Genomic DNA, 18,680 nt, shown 5'->3' on the forward strand with positions numbered 1-18,680 from the left:
TATTTTAGGCAGTCGCAGAGATCCCGCAGCCAAGTATTTCTCATGCCGGTCGCCACAGCGAACAGAGCCCGCGGGTATCCAGCTGTCCGTAATCGGTCAAGAGCAGCAAGTGCCTCTGCCTGCCAGGGGCGTGGCGATAAGGTGACTACGCGAAGGTCGTCCGACTCCGGTTCAAAATGAGCCGCCGGGTACCTGGCTGCGAGTTGCGAGTAGTTATCAACAAGCTCTGGAGTCAGCGGCGAAGCGACTTTCCACAGCGATTCAAACTCGGAGACGATTTGCGAGTGGGCCTCTGGCTCTGTGGAATGCTCCCCAAATCCTGATCCAGATGTTATGAAAGTCTAGAGCCACTTTCGGCGAAGGATTTTTCATGAGCAAGAAGCGACGACGGCATTCTGCCGAACAGATCATCAAGAAGTTGCGGGACGCGGACGCCATGGTGGCGGCTGGCAAGAGCGTCGGAGAAGTGCTGCAGGCGCTGGAAGTCAGCGAGGCCACTTTGAGCCGCTGGCGATCGCAGTATGGCGGGATGAAGAGCGAAGAGGCGAAGCGTCTCAAGTCGCTCGAAGAAGAGAACAATCGACTGAAAAAGATCGTCGCCGATCAGGCCTTGGATATCTCGATGCTGAAGGAGATCGCCAAGGGAAACTGACCACCCCTCAGTCGCGACGCGCGGCGGTCAAGCAGCTTCAGGAGAAGTTTTCAGTCTCCGAAAGGCGGGCCTGTCGCTGGCTCGATCAGCCTCGATCGAGCCAGCGATTTGAGGGGAAGCCGAAGGACGAAGACGTGCGTCTGACCAAGCGGATTTTAGAGCTTGTACGGCAGCGACCGCGCTGGGGTTATCGTCAGATCTGTCAGTTATTGCGGCGCGAGGGGGAGACCTTGAACATGAAAAAGATGTACCGACTTTGGAAAGCGGCCGGGCTGAAAGTTCCGCAAAAACGCCGTAAAAAGCGGGCGACAGGCGTCTCGACGAACGCTTGCCACGTGCAGCCGGCCGGGTTCATGCACGACGTGTGGACATGGGATTTCATTCAGTCATCGACGATCGATGGCAGGACGATCCGCTTTTTGAACATCGTGGATGAGTACACGCGGCAGTGCCTGGCGATCAAGGTTGGCCGCAGCATTACCAGCGAAGACGCGATCGATACGCTCGCCGAGCTGTTCGCGATGCATGGCGCGCCGAAGCGGATTCGCTGCGACAACGGCCCAGAGTTTATCTCCTGCGCGATCAAGACCTGGCTGGACCTGATCGGCGTCGAAGTACTCTACATCGAACCAGGATCGCCCTGGCAAAACGGCTTGTGCAAAAGCTTCAACAGCCGCCTTCGCGACGAATACCTGCACCAGACTGACCTGCTGAGCTTGGAGGACGCAAGGATCAAGGCCCGGGCCTGGCGCGAGGACTTCAACCACAACCGCCCGCACAGCTCGCTCGGCTACCTGACCCGGCCGAGTTCGCGCGCCGCTGTGCTGCTTCCACTTCAGTCGCTGCGCTCCTTCCGTTCCAGCAGCACAGCGACTCCATTGAATCGTTACCTGTTTCCCAAACCAATCTTTCATAACGCTTGGTACAGAAAATTGGGGCAGGCCATCTGCTTCCCGCGTTGAAAGCAAGTTCCACTCAATTCCTGTCTGCAACGCCGGCTTCGACAGATTACTACTGCCGACCGAGAGGAAGCCCTGATGTTCGTCGGCAATACGCCAGGCCTTCGGATGAAAGGAGGCTGGCCCAGACGGCAGCTTAGCGATCTCAATCAATTTCACGAGCAGTCGCTCGGCTTGAAACTCTTTCACCGCCGAGTCGCACCACCCCAGCAGACGCCGCAGGGCCTCGGCATCAGAGATGTAAAGATAGTCGCTGACTAAGATCCGCACTTGGGCCTCGTTCCGAATCGCTTCGAAGAGCCGCTCTTCAATGACGTCGAGCCCCGAGAGTTGCACAAACGACGCCAGCACGTCCACGAACCTCGCTCCAGCAATCCGCGATGACAGATGATCCCACAGCGGCGAGCGCGGATGTCCCGCGCTAAGTTGTTGCAGTCCAACCGGCTTCGTCAGATGCGTAGTCGACTCTGGCGACTTCACCAGATAATTTCCCTTGCCAGGAATCACATGCCGAACGCCGCCCCGTGGATCGGCCGTGTCGCCCCGGTACCGCGGAATGACATGGATATGAACATGCGGCACCGTCTGACCTGCTGCATCGCCGGCGTTAAAGCCGACGTTGTACCCATCCGGCTTCTGATCAAGCAATTCGTCCAGCTTAGACTTGACCGCATTTACCAGCTCCATCAAGCCGGCCTGCTCCGCCGCAGACGCTTCAAACCAAGTCGGCACCACCCGCCGCGTAATTACCAACGCGCGTCCCGGGCTGACCGGGAAGCCATCAAATATTGCATAGGCTACCGCATTTGATGCGATCCAGTCGTTTGGAGATAGATAACGTCCTAATTACTGCGCACATTTGAGAGCCAGCCCTGGCTCTGGTATGGATTTGATTAGCAACATCAACCACCACCAGAACCAAGGACTGACCATGACGAATTTACCAGAAGATCGGACCGGCGAAGAGATCCGGGATGCGATTAAAATTGACGGCGAAGCGGTGCGGGGGCATCTTGATGAACTGGTCCGCTCGACCGTCGAGGAGACGTTGAACAAGATGCTGGACGCTGAAGCGGATCAGATTTGCAACGCCAAGCGTTACGAGCGGACGGCGGACCGCGTCGACTCGCGAGCCGGGTCGTACTCGCGGAAGCTGCAGACCAAGGCGGGCGAGGTCTCGCTAAAGGTTCCTCGGCTGCGAAGCCTGCCGCTGGAGACGCAGATTATCGAACGTTACAAACGTCGCGAATCGAGCGTCGAAGAGGCGTTGGTCGAGATGTACTTGGCCGGCGTCTCGGTCCGCCGCGTGGAAGACATCACCGAGGCGTTGTGGGGCACGCGGGTCAGTTCGAGCACCTGGAATGCCCCCATTTTCTGGTCCACTCGTTATGAGAGTTCGGGTTGGGTAAAAGGTATCGCAGTGGACTGCTGGAGTGCAGGCGCAGCCGGAACGGAAGCAGGCCACTGCGATGCGAAATCTGCGGGGGTTTGGCCGCCCAGACTGCTATGAGGGCGACGGTGGTTGTAGGTTTGTCGCCAGGCGGCGATGACAGCGAGAGCTGGCGAACGTTCCTACGCCATCTCAAAGAGCGTGGCCTGCAAGGCGTGCGGCTGATCACCAGCGACAAGTGTCTCGGCCTGGTCGAAGCACTCGGCGAGTTTTTTCCCGAGGCGGCTTGGCAGCGCTGCATCGTGCACTTCTATCGCAACGTGCTGAAGGATGTGCCGCGCGGCAAGTCACGCGACGTAGCGGCGATGCTGAAGGCGGTGCACGCCAGAACTGCAGCGAGTGAAAAAGCGGAGCAAGTGGCCGAGAAACTGGCCGCGTTACGGCTGGGAAACGCAGCAAAATGCTTCCGAGCAGGCGTCCAGGAAACGCTGGCGTACATGAACTTCCCCCGCGAGCACTGGACAAGACTGCGAAGCAACAACATGCTGGAGCGAATCATGAAAGAGATCCGCCGTCGCACGCGAGTCGTCGGAGCGTTCCCCGACGGCCAAAGCGCCCTGATGTTGGTCGCCGCCGGGCTGCGTCACATCGCGGGCACACACTGGGGCACAAGGCGTTACCTGGACATGGACCGCCTGCACGAACCGGAGGAGAGGGAAGATCACGCAGAGTAAAAAAATGTTTTTGCCGCGCGCGGCAAAAACATTTTTCCAGAGCCAGGCTGAAAATCAAATGTGCGCAACTTGACGGACACTACCTGGAGATATCCGAAGAAACGGCGATGACGCCATGCGCGCAACCGGAAAGCTGAAGGAGGATGGCGAGTTGGCTGAAATGTGGTTATTTCACGATCGATTACTCGCCGTGCGGAAGCAAGTGGTAAGGCATTGGAGAACTCGATGCGAAATAGAATATTGGCAGCCCCAAAAAACAGTTTACTAATGCATCACTGACCAACCTAAGCATGTCCCATTAGCATGAATTCGTTTTGAGCTAAAGCCTATAGTAGTTGATCCGACAGTACCTGTTGAATTGTGCTAGAAATACGGTTTGTTCGGAGAAATCAGCAGCTAAACTTTGCAGCGACGCTGGATGATCGGCTCGACTGTGATTTTTATCCAGCGAATGCAACTTCCCTGAGTGAATTGCTGTCGATTCGATGCATCATTGTTTCTCGACTATTCCGACAAAGATTGACGCGACGGCATGCCGCTTTCGCTCCTGAATGTCTTCCGTACTTGGACGTCTAAGTTGTTCAGCAATTTCTTGTTCAAGCCTGCAGAGCTCTTCGCATGACGGTGCCTCACCAGGCACCTTACTGCGGACTGTTGCATGGTAGAGACCCGAAAAGAAGACTCGGGATTCCTCACTGCTCAATCCGCGACTCTCACCGCTGGAGTTGACAGCGAACAGCCTTAGGGCCGTAGCATATTCTTGCCAGCCTCGATTTTCGTCGGCCCGCAGCGTGAGTCTTAAAAATGCCAGGACAGTGACATGAACATTCTTGTCAAAAAATTCGCGATCGCGGCTCCATCTTATGAACGCTGGTCCAACCTTCTCCTTTTCAAACGCCGCCTTTACGAGCGCGCTCATAGCAAGCGGATGATTAATTCCGAACTGCCACGCGATTTGTCCGTTCGGTCCGTATGCAGGCAATCCTCCGAGATCTTGACATGCAACAAGCGAATCATCACTCAATTTAAGAACAGGCGACGCGGTCTGCACCGCCTTTGTGCAATCTCCGTCCAGTTCAAATCGTTCAGCAAAAAATCCCTCTTCGACGATTGTCTTACTATAGCCAAGCATAAAATGTCTCAAATCGTCCCACGCCGCGATTCCCGGATTTTGCGCGCGAATTTGCCTTTGCTGTTCAGCGTACTTTGAATCGAAAGCCTGCCATCTCTCGTAGCCCTCACGGACCATTTGCGCAAGTTGCTGTTCATTTTGATGTGAAAGCGGCCCAAGGTCATCCGCAATTAGGAGATGTTGCAACTCCTCAGATGGCAACAAACAAATCACCCGGGAGAAAAGAGCTTCGAAACGTTCAGGCGTTACTAAGGTAGAGGCTATTAGCCGCAACTTCTCGCGGGCTGCACGATAAGCGTGTTCTTCGCGACTGTCCTTAACAACAATTGTGTCGACAACTATATTTCGCCTGGATCCGAATCGATGAACTCGCCCAACACGCTGCTCCATATCCATTGGATTCCACGGAACGTCGATATGGACTAGACGGCGAGCTACTTGAAGATTTATACCTTCGCCACCTGCTTTCGAGGAAACAAGGAATCGCGCGCCGTCTGGCTTGAGAAATTTTTCGACTTCCGCAGAACGTTCCGCGTCACTTTGGCCTCCGATGATTACAGAGACATCCTCACCGTATTCCCGCTTCAGGAAATTCACGAAGGTAGTTACCGTTTCGATGGGTTGAGCGAAGAAGACAATCTTCTCTTCACCCGCAAGATCGACAACCTTTTCTTTGATGAATTCCCACTTCAGATCAGGGCACTCTCGCACGATCAAAAGCCCCTCGCCAAGCAAGGCATACAAATCCTCAAGTGTTTGTTGTTCATCCGCACCGTAAGCTTCATCCTCAATATCGTCGACGTCACTATCAGCACTTTGCCGGTGAATCTCCTTTTCCATTCGTTGAAACAGCGAATTTATATTCTCATCCGCGGGCCCATTGCGATATGGCCGTAGAATTGCGATGGTCTCCGCAAAGGAAGCATCCTCTGGAGTTGCTCCCAAACGAATAGCCTGCCGTACTAAATAGCCTAGCCCTGCCTGAGGACTGGACGCTGCCCACTGCATGGCTTGCGCACAGCGCCACCCCGCGGCACGTTGTTTCGCCGTCGGTTCTCCGTTTTCATCAATCCGAGGAGGACAAAAGTGATCATGAATCGCAGATATCCATCGTCGGTAACGATCTCCCAGGTCAATCACCAAGGGAGAATTAACGGTCCGACGTGGAAACAGTAGATTTCCATTCCAATCAACGACGTCATCTTTGATTCGAAATATCACACGTCCTTCAATTGCGTTGGAAGGTTCGTCTGGCCCGCGCAGTAATCCGACGAGATTTTCGAAACGACTGGAGTGGCCTTGGTGTGGTGTCCCGCTCAGAAAGATTACACGACCATTGGGTGCTTGCTTTCGAATCAGATCGCGAACCAATCGAAATTTTTCGCGAGGATCCCCTCCACCTTCCGCCCAGTCAGAGAGATGATGGCACTCGTCGACGACAACAACATCCCATGCTGCCCCACCAAGAATCGAAGCTCGATGTGCTGGATGAACTGCCCGATGTATGCTCGCGACTATACATGGATCATCCAAGCGAGCATCAGCTTGCTGCGACGACCATTGGCGAAAGCTAAGACCAAGTCGATCGAATTCCTTCCGCACATTCGAAACAAGCCGCGCCGGCGCGAAATAAATAATTCTTGTTGAAGGACGCTGTTCAAGCAACTCTTTGATAATCAGACCAGCCTCTACGGTCTTACCGAGTCCTACTTCATCAGCGATTAGCACTCTTCGTAGACTATCGTTGTCGAGTACGTGCCGGACTAAACTGACTTGGTGAGCGAGTGTAGATACCTCACGAACATCGAATCTTCTCTGCGGATCTTCGCAAATAAGAAAATAACTGAGTAATCGCGCAATGCTTCGCTTGCCTAGTGACGAGACATTCGAATCCGCGCTGATTTTAGCGAGCACTTCAACGGGCGATTCATCAGGGGTTAAGCGATTGCTATCCATCCCGTTCTCAACAGGAGCATGGCGGTACTGATCCGTTGACAATAGGCGCTGTGGAGGGCGACAGAGGTCAGCGGTGACGATCCCCCACTCTTCAGTGACCTTTAGAATTAACCTTGGAAAATCCCATTCCGGATTTCGATAAAAGCAATGAGTTTTCATTGGATGCAGCCCTTGATTGCCGGAGCAGAGTCAAAAATATCTTGCACAAGCTCAAGCACCTTCTTTCGCTTCTGTGCGTCGCTCCGCTTCAGGCTATCTTCGTGACTTGAAACAATGGCGTCGGCGGCAGCCTTGAGCGGATCAGTGTGGATGCGCCAGGCTTCAACGATTTCCTGCTCTACGGTTCCATAGTTCTCCAGCAGGACTTTTTTTGCCGGCTTCTTAGCCGCATCGATTGAAACATCTGCCAACTCATCAAATAACTCGAGAATTCGGTTGCGCACGCCTGTACCAAAGTGTTCATCATTGCGAACAAACGCTTGGCATTTGCGTCTGATTGGGCCCTCGATCGCCTTACAGAGCTCCGCTCTCACATTTTCACGAAGCCCGTCCACTGCGTTTTTTCCGACAGTCGCTAAGTGCTTTGTGTCGGCAGCGATCGCCTCCCGCTGTGCCTCAATTAGGCGTGGTTGAACTCGTCCACCTTGCTGCTTGGACCATTCAACAATTTGATCAACGAAACCCAGGCAGTCATCGGAAAACTCTTTGGTTCTCTTTCGGAGCTCACTCAGGATCAGTTTCCCCCAAGACTCTGCAACCGGATCCTCGAATGCCATGGCGAAATCCGTCGGCAAGTTAATATGCCTAGCGCCATAGAACGTCCCATCTCTCTTTACCGCTGCTTGCAGCGTACGCCAATTTGCATCACGAAGCCTCCGTAGGTAACCCCGAATTGATTTGGTCGCAGACAAACTGGCGTCGACCACGACGGTCTCAATATTTGCAGGAATCGTCTCCTTTAAGAAAGCTCTAAAGCCGCCTTGCCTTGCTCGAAATTCTTCGCGCAGCGGCTTGATAAAAACATCAAGCTCAGCCTTGAGTGCTTCAGCCTCTTCCTTCGCCCGAGTTTTCTCTTCCCACTTGGCCTTTATTAGTTCCAGTTGACTCAATAATCGTTGATGCAGCGAAGCTAATCCTTCGGCGAATCGATCGTGTGTCTTGGCCTGAGATGCTTTGGCTAACTCACCAATGCCCTGAATGATGTCGGGCACCCCGCTGTCTATTTCGTCGCGTATGAATGGTTGTTCATCCTCGTCGTCAAGGAGCAACTTTCGATATTCGACGGTGGACAATGGAAAAACGCGTAGCATGCGCGCAATCCGCTCTATCGTCGCATGCTTTCCTCCTCCCAACTCCTCCCCATCGTGTGTCCAGGCTTTGCTGATGCAGGAATGCAACTGGCTTCTCACAAGATCAGAGCACTCGATCATTACATCCTTTAAGTGCTCTAATTTCTTCTTTGACTTGTCATTCTGTCTTCGGGAGCTTGCAATTTCGTCTGCACGTACCACGGCAATAACTAAACTGACTGGATCGGCATTTGGATCGTCGGCAGAATGCAATAAACGTGTCAGGTAACCGCTTGTTCGAAGCAAGTCGGCATCTGGATCGGTGATTCCTCGATGGCCAACAACTAATACCACAGCCTTCGCGATATTGCGAACCCACTTATCAGCGACTTCTCGGAATACGTCTCCGGCAATACCAAGCCCAGGTAAGTCGACTAATTGGACTCCATCCCTTAGTAGCGGCGAATTCCATCTGACTTCCAGTTCTCTAATAATCGGGGAGAGGTAGCCAGCGGCATGATCGTGGAGTTCTTTTGTAAAGTGCTCCGAGCTATGGTCGCGTTCGAACACCGATTCACTTGTCTTGTGTTCGGTATTAAAAATAGTCTTCAAGCGATTCAGTCTCTCCTCGTCCTCTAACAACAAGGAAGTGTTCCATTTTCGAGGTTTGCCGATTGCTTCGCGTACACCGTCCGCCAAGTACTTCAGATCGGATGTCTTATCCTGATTACCAGTCAGTAAAAGCTGTGCTTGCTTTTTAAAGACCTCCGTTTTGTTTTGATCGCCACCTCCTTTTCCCGCGAGTTCAATTTCTTCCACCGCTTCCGCATCTAGCAATCCTTTCAGATCAGCATCATCACCGATCACAGCGGCGTGGTCTTCTTCACGACGGATTGCCCCCTCTATTGCAAAGCCTATCTTCCACAAATTTGCGGGAGAATGATAAATGGCCTCGAATGATGGCGAATCGGCGTAAGAGATTTGGATCGCTTGAGCCGTTAAGGGGCCGACTCCACCGCTAGGAACAACAGTCTCACTGCCCGCGACTATCGCATTGATAAGCGTACTCTTCCCAACGCCAGCCCCACCTACGAAACAAATGCCAATTGGTTCATGGAGCTCTTTTTCCCATTCTTCGAGCTTGCATAGCTCTTGTTCGAGCTCTACAACTCGATCTGGTGCCTCACTTAGCAGAAAGGGCTTCACTTTCTTTCGAAACCAGACTGATAGAGTCTCAGTGCAGTTCATCTTGACCAGCATCAGCTACGGTCTCCCGAATAGTTTACCGCTGTTATAAAAAGGCCGCCGTTTAGATTTGCTCCACCAAGCGTCCGCACTTTAAAAATGCATCGGCTGTAGCCGATCGTATTGAAAGTGATTAAGGAATGCTAACCTTTGCGGCCCCCGGGCTGTGTAGTACCGTTGCCCCCCAGGCTGGCAAGCTTAACAGGTCTTGAGAAGGTTTGCCAATCTAAGGGAAATAGAATGTGGCCAGCCCACTTTACCCGCTCCAATTCAATGGACCAGGACTTGTGGACTGGAAGCCATTTTGGAGCTACGAAAAGCAAATCACAGTCGCGGAGACAAACAGGCGAATCCAATCGGGAGTTTGCGTTGAACAGGATTTTCTAGTCTCGGGGTCGGATTAGTACAATAGTTGTTAAGAGCCAAGCATTTAGGTTGAAAGGCGAAACGAAATAGGGCGATTCCCTGTGCAAGTGAGCTGTCTGGAATTCTCCATCAGCTACTTGAGCCAGCCTCTCGAGTGCGGAAAATTGCAGGTCGCATTGTCACCCGTCACTTCTTGTCTCATCACCGAGAAACCTCGTGAGCGCAACGTCCGTCGAATCCCTTCCTCCCTTGGAGCCGCTGCCGTATCACCGGCAGATTCGGGACTATTTGAAGGAGGAAGAAGCGGAAATCTGGAATTGGTATCGCTCGAATCGCGTGCAAGAGGACCAGGCGGAAACGGTTCGTTTTGAGTTGCTCAAGTCGACTTATCGAATTGATCGGGATTCGCAGCCCGATTGGTATGAGATTGCCGATCAGGCGAGGGAGCGGCTGAATCTGGATGTGCCTGTGACGATCTACCAGGCACAGAACGCGAAGGAGATGAACGCCGGCTTGGCTTATTTGCCGAGTGAGGCTCATATCATCCTCTCGGGCCCGGTCGCGTCGACGCTGAGTCGAGAGGAATTGCTTTCGGTCTTTGCCCATGAACTTGCGCACTTGCTGCTGTGGCGGCAATGGGACGGCGAGTTTCTGATTGTTGACCAAATCTTGGCCGCTTTAGCGAATGACCGGAAGGCGCATCCGGCCCATCTGGAGAGCATGCGGCTATTCTATCTTTACAACGAAATCTTTTGCGATCGCGGCTCGCTCTTCGTCGCCAACGATCCGAACGTGGTCGTCTCGTCCCTGGTGAAGATTTCTTCGGGGCTCGATTCGGTGAACGCTGAAAGCTATCTCAAGCAGGCGGCTGAGATTGTCGAGCGGGCATCGGGGCCATCACAAAGTATTTCGCATCCGGAAAGCTACATCCGAGCCCGGGCTGTTCAATTTTGGCACCAGCAGGATGTGGACGCCGAGGCGAAGATTACAGAGATGATTCAAGGCCCTCTCGCTTTAAACGAACTTGACCTGCTCGCTCAAAGCATCATCACCGCCAAGACGCGGCGGATGATTGATCTGCTGCTCGCTCCTAGTTGGATGCAGACCGATACGATGCTGGGACATGCCCGACGCTTCTTTGATACATACACGCCGCCAGCGGCCAATTATGCCGACGAATCTTTGGCCGCTGATCTGCTGACCAAGGATCAACCGCTGATCAACTACTATTGCTATGTGCTGCTCGACTTTGTGACGGTCGATCGCGATCTGGAAGAAGCACCGTTGGCGGTCGCCCTGATTTTGGCGGAGCAATTGAAGCTTCAGTCACGTTTTGTGGAGATCGTCCGTAAGGAACTCAAGCTGCGGAAGAACCAACTGGAACGGATCGATCGCGAGAAGACCAAAGTGGTGGAAAACGCCGCGAAGGAGTTCGCGCCGAAGCCATGAAATTTCAAACCTACCTAACGCAGCGACTAGAGACCGATGGCTTCTCGACCGAGGATGCACTTGCGGCGTTCTTGCCGCTGGTACGCGAAACAATCGAAGCGCACGCCGTAGAGCTTGTCGCTCCATTAGTCGGCCTTGACGATTTGAATGTAGAAGGCAATCGCATTTGGTTTGAAGAGGCGAAGCGGCTTCCCTTTCGTCGCAACCAAAGCGAACTGCAACAGATTCAGGCGTTGAATCCTGCCGGCGTCGAAATCGTCAACGAGATCAAACGAACCTCGTCGATCGATGAAGGAGAGGAAAAGACGACCTATCTTTCGCTCGGGGAACGGGGAGAGAAAGTTACTCGGCCCGTATTTCTGCCGGGCTACGTCGCCTGGGAGCATGAGTGCGAGCATCACGATCCGCTGACCGACATCTTTAGCCTAGGGATGATTCTCGCAAGTCTGGGGTGCGGGCTCGATTTTACCGAGCAGGACGATCTGGAACGCTTCGCCAGCTCACGCGACAATCTCTTCCGCATTCAGCCGGCCTTGCATCCGGTCTTGGCCCGGGCAATTGTCAAAATGACGGAGGTCGATCGGCATCGTCGCGCTCAAGACCTCCCGGCGCTGCTTTCTACGCTAGAAAATTACCGCGACCAAGGGATCGACTTTGAAATCGACCTTGCACGAATTGAAGGCTTGAAGGAGAAGGATTCCAAAACGAAGCAAGCCGTTGTGCTGACGCGATTGCGAGAGCGACTATTCGATTTAACGCGACGGAATCGTTTGCTGCACTTCAAAGCGACGATGCAAAGCGTCAATCTGACCCAGGCATCGGTTCCTCTCTCCTTTGACGTCAAGAATGTTCGTCCCGACCAGATTTTGATCTGGAACGATGCGACGCAGCGGGAATTTGTCAGCGGCAAACCTGTTTCGCTAAACAAATATCTGAACTTTGCGGAGGCGATTTACCTGCCTAGCCTGCTCGATCGCACCATCGCTGAAGCCAGCCGCGATCAGGCCGAGTATGGCTTTGCTCAGTTGCGACTGGTCGTTTGCTTTTTGCACTGGGCGAACCTGAAAGAGAAACCGATCGAGCAATACGATTCGCCGTTTGTGCTGCTACCAGTCAAGCTGAGCAAAAAGAAGGGAATCCGCGATACGTTCCAACTGGAGGTGCTCGAATCGGACGCGGAAATCAATCCGGTCGTCCGGCATCAATTCAAGCAACTCTACAACATCGAACTGCCTATTAGCATTGACCTGACGAAGACTAGCCTAGATGAGTTCTTCACGCTGCTGGCCAAACGAATTGAGTCGAGCGATGTTTCGGTAACGCTAAAGAAGGTCGATCGCCCGCGTATCTCACTCATCCACGAGCGTGCCAAACGCCGGCTGGATCAATATCGCCGGCGAGCCCGCCTGGCGGGACGCGGCGTCCGCAAGTTTCTCGAACTCGACTACAGCTACGATCCGGCCAACTACCATCCGCTGGGGATCAAGCTGTTCGCCGATCGTGTTCGCGTTCCCGAGACGCACTTGCGTTCGATCGTGGAAGAGAAGCCGCGGCCGCGAACCTTCATGGTCGAGCCGGAATCGCCCGCCGAAGCGGTCAAAGAAAAATCGTTCTACAGTTTGCATGAAGGCGGAGAGGAGAATCCGTATACATGGACGTTTGATCTGTGCAGTGTGACGCTGGCGAACTTCAAGTATCGCAAGATGTCGCTGGTTCGCGACTACGATAGCCTGGTGGGGGAACAGCCGGCCAGTGTTCCGTTCGAGTCGATCTTCTCTTTGACGCCGAGAGCGGCCCAGCGAACTCTGCCGCAGACGCCGGCCTTAGACGATCGCTTTGACGTTGTGCCGTGCGATCCGACTCAAGCAACCGCCGTCGAGGAAGCCCGGACCGGCAAGAGCTACATCATTCAGGGGCCGCCGGGAACTGGCAAGTCGCAAACGATTACCAATCTGATCGCCGACTACGTCGCTCGGGGAAAGCGGGTCCTCTTCGTCTGCGAAAAGCGGGCGGCGATCGATGTGGTGTTCGCCCGGCTCCGTCACTGCGGTTTGAAGCCTCTCTGCTGCCTGATCCACGATTCACAAACGGATAAAAAAGAGTTTGTGATGGACCTGAAGGAAACCTACGAGCGTTTTCTTCAGGAAGAGCATTCCAAAACAAAGCTTGTCCGTCGCGATACCGTACTGCGGCGCATGGCGGCCGAGTTGTCGCCGTTGGAAAACTACGACGAAGAGATGACCTGCCACCGCGAACAAGCTGGCATGTCGCTGCGAGAGCTGCTGGATCACGGCATTTCGCTGCATCCGCAACTTACAGAAGTTACCCCAGCAGAAAAGGAGCGTTTGCCGGACTACTCGCTTTGGCCCGGCTCACGTGCGGCGATCGATCGATATTCGACGGCCCTTATTCGCGTTCAGCCAGACGCGATTGCCTCTCGGCATCCGCTATTTCTCGTTTCGCCTCAGATGGCCCGGCAAGAAAGTCCGATCGAACTGATTACTTCGGCGATCGAGAACGCCCGTGCTCACTTGGACGCGTTGCAGCAGCAACTGGGCAAGTCGGGCATTCCCGCCAATCAATGGGAGAACTTGACCAAGGCTCGCGCATTGGTCGACTATGCCCGAAAATTGCAGCCTGTCAGCTCGCTGGGCCTCACGCCGCTGCTAGACGAGCAGTCTGATATCGCGAAACGCTGGGCCGCACGCACGCACGAGTTTTCGCAGAAGCAGCAGGAAGTCGCCGACGCCGCCAATAAGACGAAAGCCTGGCGCAGTCGGCTACCGGAAGAGGAAGTCGAAACAGCGATCGACCAGGCACGCGGGTTCGAGGGGAAATGGCTCGCCTGGCTGAGCCCGCAGTGGTGGCGACTGCGTGGGATCTTGAACCGATCCTATGACTTTTCGTCGCACGTCGTTCGGCCAAGCTGGCGTCAGGTGCTGGAGGGGCTTCGCGATGAGTATGCACGGCAAAAGGGAGTTCAGGCATGTGCGGCGTTGATGTCCCAGGAGTTCGGCGCACCGGCCGAAGTTGAATCGTTCCTGACGAGCCTCGACCGGCTCAAAGCTGACCTACGGACGTTGCCCGCCGAATTGACGCGAGTGCACCAAGCGATGCTAAAATCTCCGCAGGCACAACCGATCGTCGATCGATTGATGGCAGCCGATAAGTCGCTTGCCCGCCTGGAGGAAGAGCTAGGGCGATTTGCCGAAGACGTAGACGCGTTACCGCTTAGCCAGCTGGACGGGGCGCTGTCCAGTGCCGACGATTCGCTCGAAGACTTGCCTGACTTCCTGGAGGCCTTGGAAGAACTTGCAGAGCTTCCGCCAACGATTCGCCGTGCCCTGCGCACGCTCCCTCTTTCGCCCGCTCAGTTGGAAGCGGCGTCGGCCGCCCACACGGTGGATCTCTGCTATCGACAAGCCAGTTTGCTAGAGACGTTCGACGGCGGTGAGCGTGCCAAGCATGCCTTGGGACTACAACGACAATACGATCGCTGGTTGGGAGCGAACGCCCGGGAGATTCTGCGAGGCGTCGAAAAGCGATTCTATGACCATGTTCGTCTCTGCGAGCTGCCTGCCGCCAAACTATCGGCGGACGAAAAGGAGCACAAAAAATCGTACAGCCGCGGGCGACGTGAATTGGAGCATGAGTTTGGCAAGTCAATGCGGTACAAGCCGATCCGCGAGCTTGTTTCCGGCGAGTCGGGCGATGTGATCAAAGACCTGAAGCCGGTCTGGCTGATGAGCCCGCTGAGCGTTTCCGACACGCTGCCGCTGGATACGAAACACTTCGATGTCGTGATCTTCGACGAAGCGAGCCAACTAACGCTCGAAGAATCGATCCCCTCCATCTTTCGGGCGACGCAGTGCATTGTGGTGGGAGACGAAATGCAACTCCCTCCGACTGACTTCTTCTCGACCAAGCGGAGTGAAGACGAAGATGACGAACTTCTGATCGAAGAAGAAGGGGAACTCGTCCAGTACGACCTGGAGAGCGACAGCTTCCTGAATCACGCGGCCAAAAATCTTCCTTCCACCATGCTGGGTTGGCATTACCGCAGCCGCAGCGAATCGCTGATCAGCTTCTCCAATTGGAAGTTCTACGACGGTCGCTTGTTGACCGTTCCCGAAGATCGAATTTCGGACAAGTTGCGTCCGGCGATCTCCGTCAAACAAGATTTCTCGCCATCGCAGGGTGCCCAGACGTTACTGGAGCGAGCCGTCAGCTTTCACTACCTGCCCACGGCCAACTATGAAAATCGCCGCAACACCGCCGAGGCCGAATATATCGCCGGCATGGTTCGCGAGTTGATCCGCGAGCCAGGAGGGAAAACAGTTGGCGTGGTCGCCTTCTCCGAAGCTCAACAAGGCGAAATCCAAGACGCCCTTTTACGCCTGGCCGGCGAAGACGCCGAGTTCGCCAGCCGGCTGGACGCCGAATACGAACGAGAAGACGACGGCCAGTTTGTCGGCCTGCTGGTGAAGAACCTGGAAAACATCCAAGGAGACGAACGCGACATCATCATCCTGAGCGTTTGCTACGGCAGAGATCGCCAAGGCAAGATGCGAATGAACTTCGGCCCGATCAACAAGAGCGGAGGCGAAAAGCGGCTAAACGTCGCGTTCTCCCGAGCCAAAGAGCATATGGCCCTGGTCAGTTCCATCAAACATGCCGAGATCACCAACGACTACAACGACGGGGCCAACTGCCTGAAACAATATCTCCGCTACGCCGAAGCAGCTTCCGCGAGCGACAACACCACCATCCATAGCGTTCTACGCGGGCTGTCCCGCTGGATGGACCAGGCAGAAGCGAAGCCCAAACAATCGGCCCTGGCCGAGATCCTCTGCACAGCGCTGCGAGAGCGAGGCTACATCGTCGACGCCAACGTAGGGCATTCGTATTTCCGCTGCGACTTGGCTATTCGCCGCCCGGAAGACGAAGCGTATCGCTTGGGAATATTTCTCGATACACCGGAGCACTACGAACAGGCTGACCTGCTGGAGCGAGATATGATGCGGCCGAGACTGCTTCGTAACTTCGGCTGGCGCGTGACCCAGGTCCTGGCGAAGGATTGGTTTGGCGATCCTGCGAAGGAGCTGGATCGCCTTCTGAATATCCTTGCGGGGGAGGAAGATCCCTGGCTTGCCTTACGTGAGGATGAATCAGAGGAGCTGTCTGAAACCGAATCCACCGCTGAGGAGCCTACTTCCGTTGCAACATTGCCTGAAGCCGCAAGCGAGAACGATCTCGACGCTCCACCTTTGGATTTATCGCGATCCTCGATTGAACCTTTAACGATCCATGCGGAAGAGCCGGCAGCGATTGAAAAGACCTACTTGGAACTGAAGGACGATCGCTCCCAGAAGTTTTGGGAGATCACTTTGAGCGGGAATTCCCATACTGTTCGTTTTGGGAGGATTGGGACTTCTGGTCAGTCGCGTACGAAGTCGTTTGTCGATTATTCGTCGGCTGCTAAAGATTACCAGCGGTTAATTCGGGAGAAGACCGCGAAAGGATATTGTGCAGCTCGCACGTAGATGTTCCTGTGACAAATCGGATCGTCGAGATTCCGTTTACTAAGCGGCAAACAAAACCGAGTGAAGGGGGTCACAAACGCCTAAATGAGGCCGATTGCCTGAGTCATTTCCGTCCTGCCGCTGGCGTGTCTTGCCACGACAAGCTTCCACGAAATCCGTCGGCATTTGTTATTAATGGAGGTAGTGACCCAGGACGGTTCGTCTTGGGTGAACAAAGATTGTGCTCGAAGAGTATTGAATCCACACCATAGGAGGGTTCTAATGCTCATCGAGAAGCCTTGGAACCGACGCGATCGGACTGATGCGTTGGCTTGTCGAGCGCATATCACGAAACGAGTGACGGCTCATACATTCCGTCACTCGTTCGCAACCCATCTGATCGAGGTGGCCTATGACATCCGCACGGTACAGGAACTCCTTGTTCACAGAGACTTTAGGACGACGATGATTTATACTCCTGTTTTGAACCAGGGAAGCCGTGGCGTCCGCATCCCGGCTGATTCCGATTAACGTGCGCACGTTATTCGGAAAGGTTCTGAATAAACACTAGTTAGGCGGCTTTGGAGACTTAAGTGAAACGGCTTCCGTATGGCATTACCGGATTTCACTACTATCTTGAACCTCCGCCACCAATCACAGACGAAAACACATTCATTGCGCTTGCCCATTCATTTGCGCAGTTGATCGGCGCTCAGCTGACACTTACGCACAAAATCGCGTCCGCACCTGATAGAAACTTCACCGCAATCGAATTTAAAACCGACAACGAATCATTTGCGACTTTGATGAACGGACACTATCCGCTCATTGCCTTTTCCCAACCGATTCAATTTGATTCGCTGACGATTGAATTCATTGATCGACCAGAATTCGGAAAACGATGGCAGGAACTTGGCGAGTTCCAAATACTCACGATAGATGAACTGGCAATACCACCCCATGATGTCGATGCATCGGACATCTCCGATACCGAATACGACCAAATCCTGATTCACAAACCGTCAACAGTTGGCGAAATAATTTTCAACTTCTGGGACTAATCGAGAACGCCGCATAACAAACGGATGCATGCGAAGCCCAGCTTGCAGCCGTTTTTTTGAAGCAACGATTATCGTCCGGGCTCGGTGATCCTGAACGTTATCCGACTGAATGAATCTTGATGGAATTCTTACTCGTTATTCTCGCCTCGACCACATGTGTCACCGCGATTCTCGCGGCAATTGGATATATCTTTCGTGCTACGCTTGGTGAATGGTTGATCGGTTCAATTCGCCAAATGTATGCGAAGGAGCTGGAATCGCACAAATCGGATTTGCGTACCGAGAGTGAAACGACGCTCGCACACCTCAAATCGTCTCTTCAGACGGATGGAGAGATCGCTCTTGAACGCCTAAAGGCCGCGTTAGGTGCTGATGCCGCTATAGCCCAAATTCGCTTCTCAACGCAGTACGAGAAAGCGGCAGAGGCAATTGTGAAGACCCATCACAGTCTCGACGCGGCATTCAATGCCGTCGCAGCATACACAGCAATTTTGGAAACGCCTTCCATGGGATCCAAGGAAGAAAGGCGAAATGCGGTCAATGACACAATCATGGAACTTCGCTCCGTGTATCGTGAAAGACGCATCTACTTACCCACAGCCCTCGCAAAGAGAGTTAAGAATGTTGAGAAACAGCTTTTCGACACCGCTAACAGCTTCTCAATGAAGGTCGAGCACGGGAGATCAGAAGTTGAAAGCACAAAGGAGTGGACTGCGACGTACAATCGAATGAAAGACGAGATTCTTCCAATCATGGAATCCTTAGAAAATCTCTTTCGTGACATGCTTGGCATTAATCAGATGTTCGCGGACGTCACAACTTCGGATAACAATGTCGTGCAACGGAGCACGGCATAAGACGTTTACAAGTGGAAGCCACACTGGCCGTGCCCGCTGACGACCACCGTTATCCGATAGGACGCGTT

Annotated in this window: 9 protein-coding genes and 4 pseudogenes; 9 read left to right on the forward strand and 4 right to left on the reverse strand. The window is 53.8% G+C overall.

The window, feature by feature from the left end; translation table 11 throughout:
* Positions 1-436 precede the first annotated feature (436 nt).
* A pseudogene (locus DSM3645_RS31745) lies at positions 437-538 on the forward strand (transposase); the annotation flags it as partial.
* Positions 514-1,614, forward strand: coding sequence for an IS3 family transposase (locus DSM3645_RS29225; protein WP_390072387.1), 1,101 nt, complete (start codon positions 514-516; stop codon positions 1,612-1,614). The pseudogene DSM3645_RS31745 and the gene DSM3645_RS29225, both read left to right, overlap by 25 nt.
* A gap of 552 nt (positions 1,615-2,166) precedes the next feature.
* Here the strand turns inward: DSM3645_RS29225 and DSM3645_RS31155 are convergent.
* Positions 2,167-2,427: pseudogene (locus DSM3645_RS31155) on the reverse strand (HIT family protein); the annotation flags it as partial.
* Between the two features lie 115 nt (positions 2,428-2,542).
* On the opposite strand from DSM3645_RS31155, the pseudogene DSM3645_RS31905 reads away from it, so the two are divergent.
* A pseudogene (locus DSM3645_RS31905) lies at positions 2,543-2,968 on the forward strand (transposase); the annotation flags it as partial.
* 29 nt (positions 2,969-2,997) lie between these two features.
* On the opposite strand, the gene DSM3645_RS29235 reads toward DSM3645_RS31905, so the two are convergent.
* Positions 2,998-3,159: an integrase core domain-containing protein gene (locus DSM3645_RS29235; protein ID WP_081444903.1), complete on the reverse strand. Its 162-nt coding sequence runs from the start codon at positions 3,157-3,159 to the stop codon at positions 2,998-3,000.
* Between DSM3645_RS29235 and DSM3645_RS04420 the strand changes: the two are divergent.
* Positions 3,154-3,735: pseudogene (locus tag DSM3645_RS04420) on the forward strand (IS256 family transposase); the annotation flags it as partial. The gene DSM3645_RS29235 and the pseudogene DSM3645_RS04420 sit on opposite strands and share 6 nt — an antisense overlap.
* Positions 3,736-4,225: 490 nt before the next feature.
* On the opposite strand, the gene DSM3645_RS29240 reads toward DSM3645_RS04420, so the two are convergent.
* A complete protein-coding gene (locus DSM3645_RS29240) occupies positions 4,226-6,982 on the reverse strand; it encodes a helicase-related protein (protein WP_081444716.1) in 2,757 nt (918 codons plus the stop codon).
* Entirely contained in the window at positions 6,979-9,372 is a 2,394-nt protein-coding gene (locus DSM3645_RS04435) for a dynamin family protein (RefSeq protein ID WP_002650834.1), read from the reverse strand. The genes DSM3645_RS29240 and DSM3645_RS04435 overlap by 4 nt, the downstream gene beginning before the upstream one ends.
* 567 nt (positions 9,373-9,939) lie before the next feature.
* Here DSM3645_RS04435 and DSM3645_RS04440 point away from each other — a divergent pair.
* The 5 genes from DSM3645_RS04440 (at position 9,940) to DSM3645_RS04460 (ending at position 18,612) form a co-directional block, all read left to right on the forward strand.
* The gene (locus tag DSM3645_RS04440; protein WP_116344365.1) at positions 9,940-11,172 is read left to right on the forward strand and encodes a SprT-like domain-containing protein; all 1,233 of its coding nucleotides are present in this window, start codon (positions 9,940-9,942) and stop codon (positions 11,170-11,172) included.
* Complete coding sequence (locus tag DSM3645_RS04445; RefSeq protein ID WP_002650836.1) at positions 11,169-16,715, forward strand: AAA domain-containing protein; 5,547 nt, start codon at positions 11,169-11,171, stop codon at positions 16,713-16,715. The genes DSM3645_RS04440 and DSM3645_RS04445 overlap by 4 nt, the downstream gene beginning before the upstream one ends.
* Positions 16,716-16,976: 261 nt before the next feature.
* On the forward strand, positions 16,977-17,225 hold the full coding sequence (locus DSM3645_RS31605; protein WP_040351605.1) for a tyrosine-type recombinase/integrase: 249 nt from the start codon (positions 16,977-16,979) through the stop codon (positions 17,223-17,225).
* A 62-nt stretch (positions 17,226-17,287) separates the two neighbouring features.
* Positions 17,288-17,755, forward strand: a complete 468-nt coding sequence (locus DSM3645_RS04455; protein WP_002650838.1) for a hypothetical protein — start codon at positions 17,288-17,290, stop codon at positions 17,753-17,755.
* 119 nt (positions 17,756-17,874) lie between these two features.
* Positions 17,875-18,612: a hypothetical protein gene (locus tag DSM3645_RS04460; RefSeq protein WP_002650839.1), complete on the forward strand. Its 738-nt coding sequence runs from the start codon at positions 17,875-17,877 to the stop codon at positions 18,610-18,612.
* Positions 18,613-18,680: the final 68 nt, after the last annotated feature.

The organism is Blastopirellula marina DSM 3645 (genome assembly GCF_000153105.1).
GTDB classification, from domain to species: Bacteria; Planctomycetota; Planctomycetia; order Pirellulales; family Pirellulaceae; genus Blastopirellula; species Blastopirellula marina.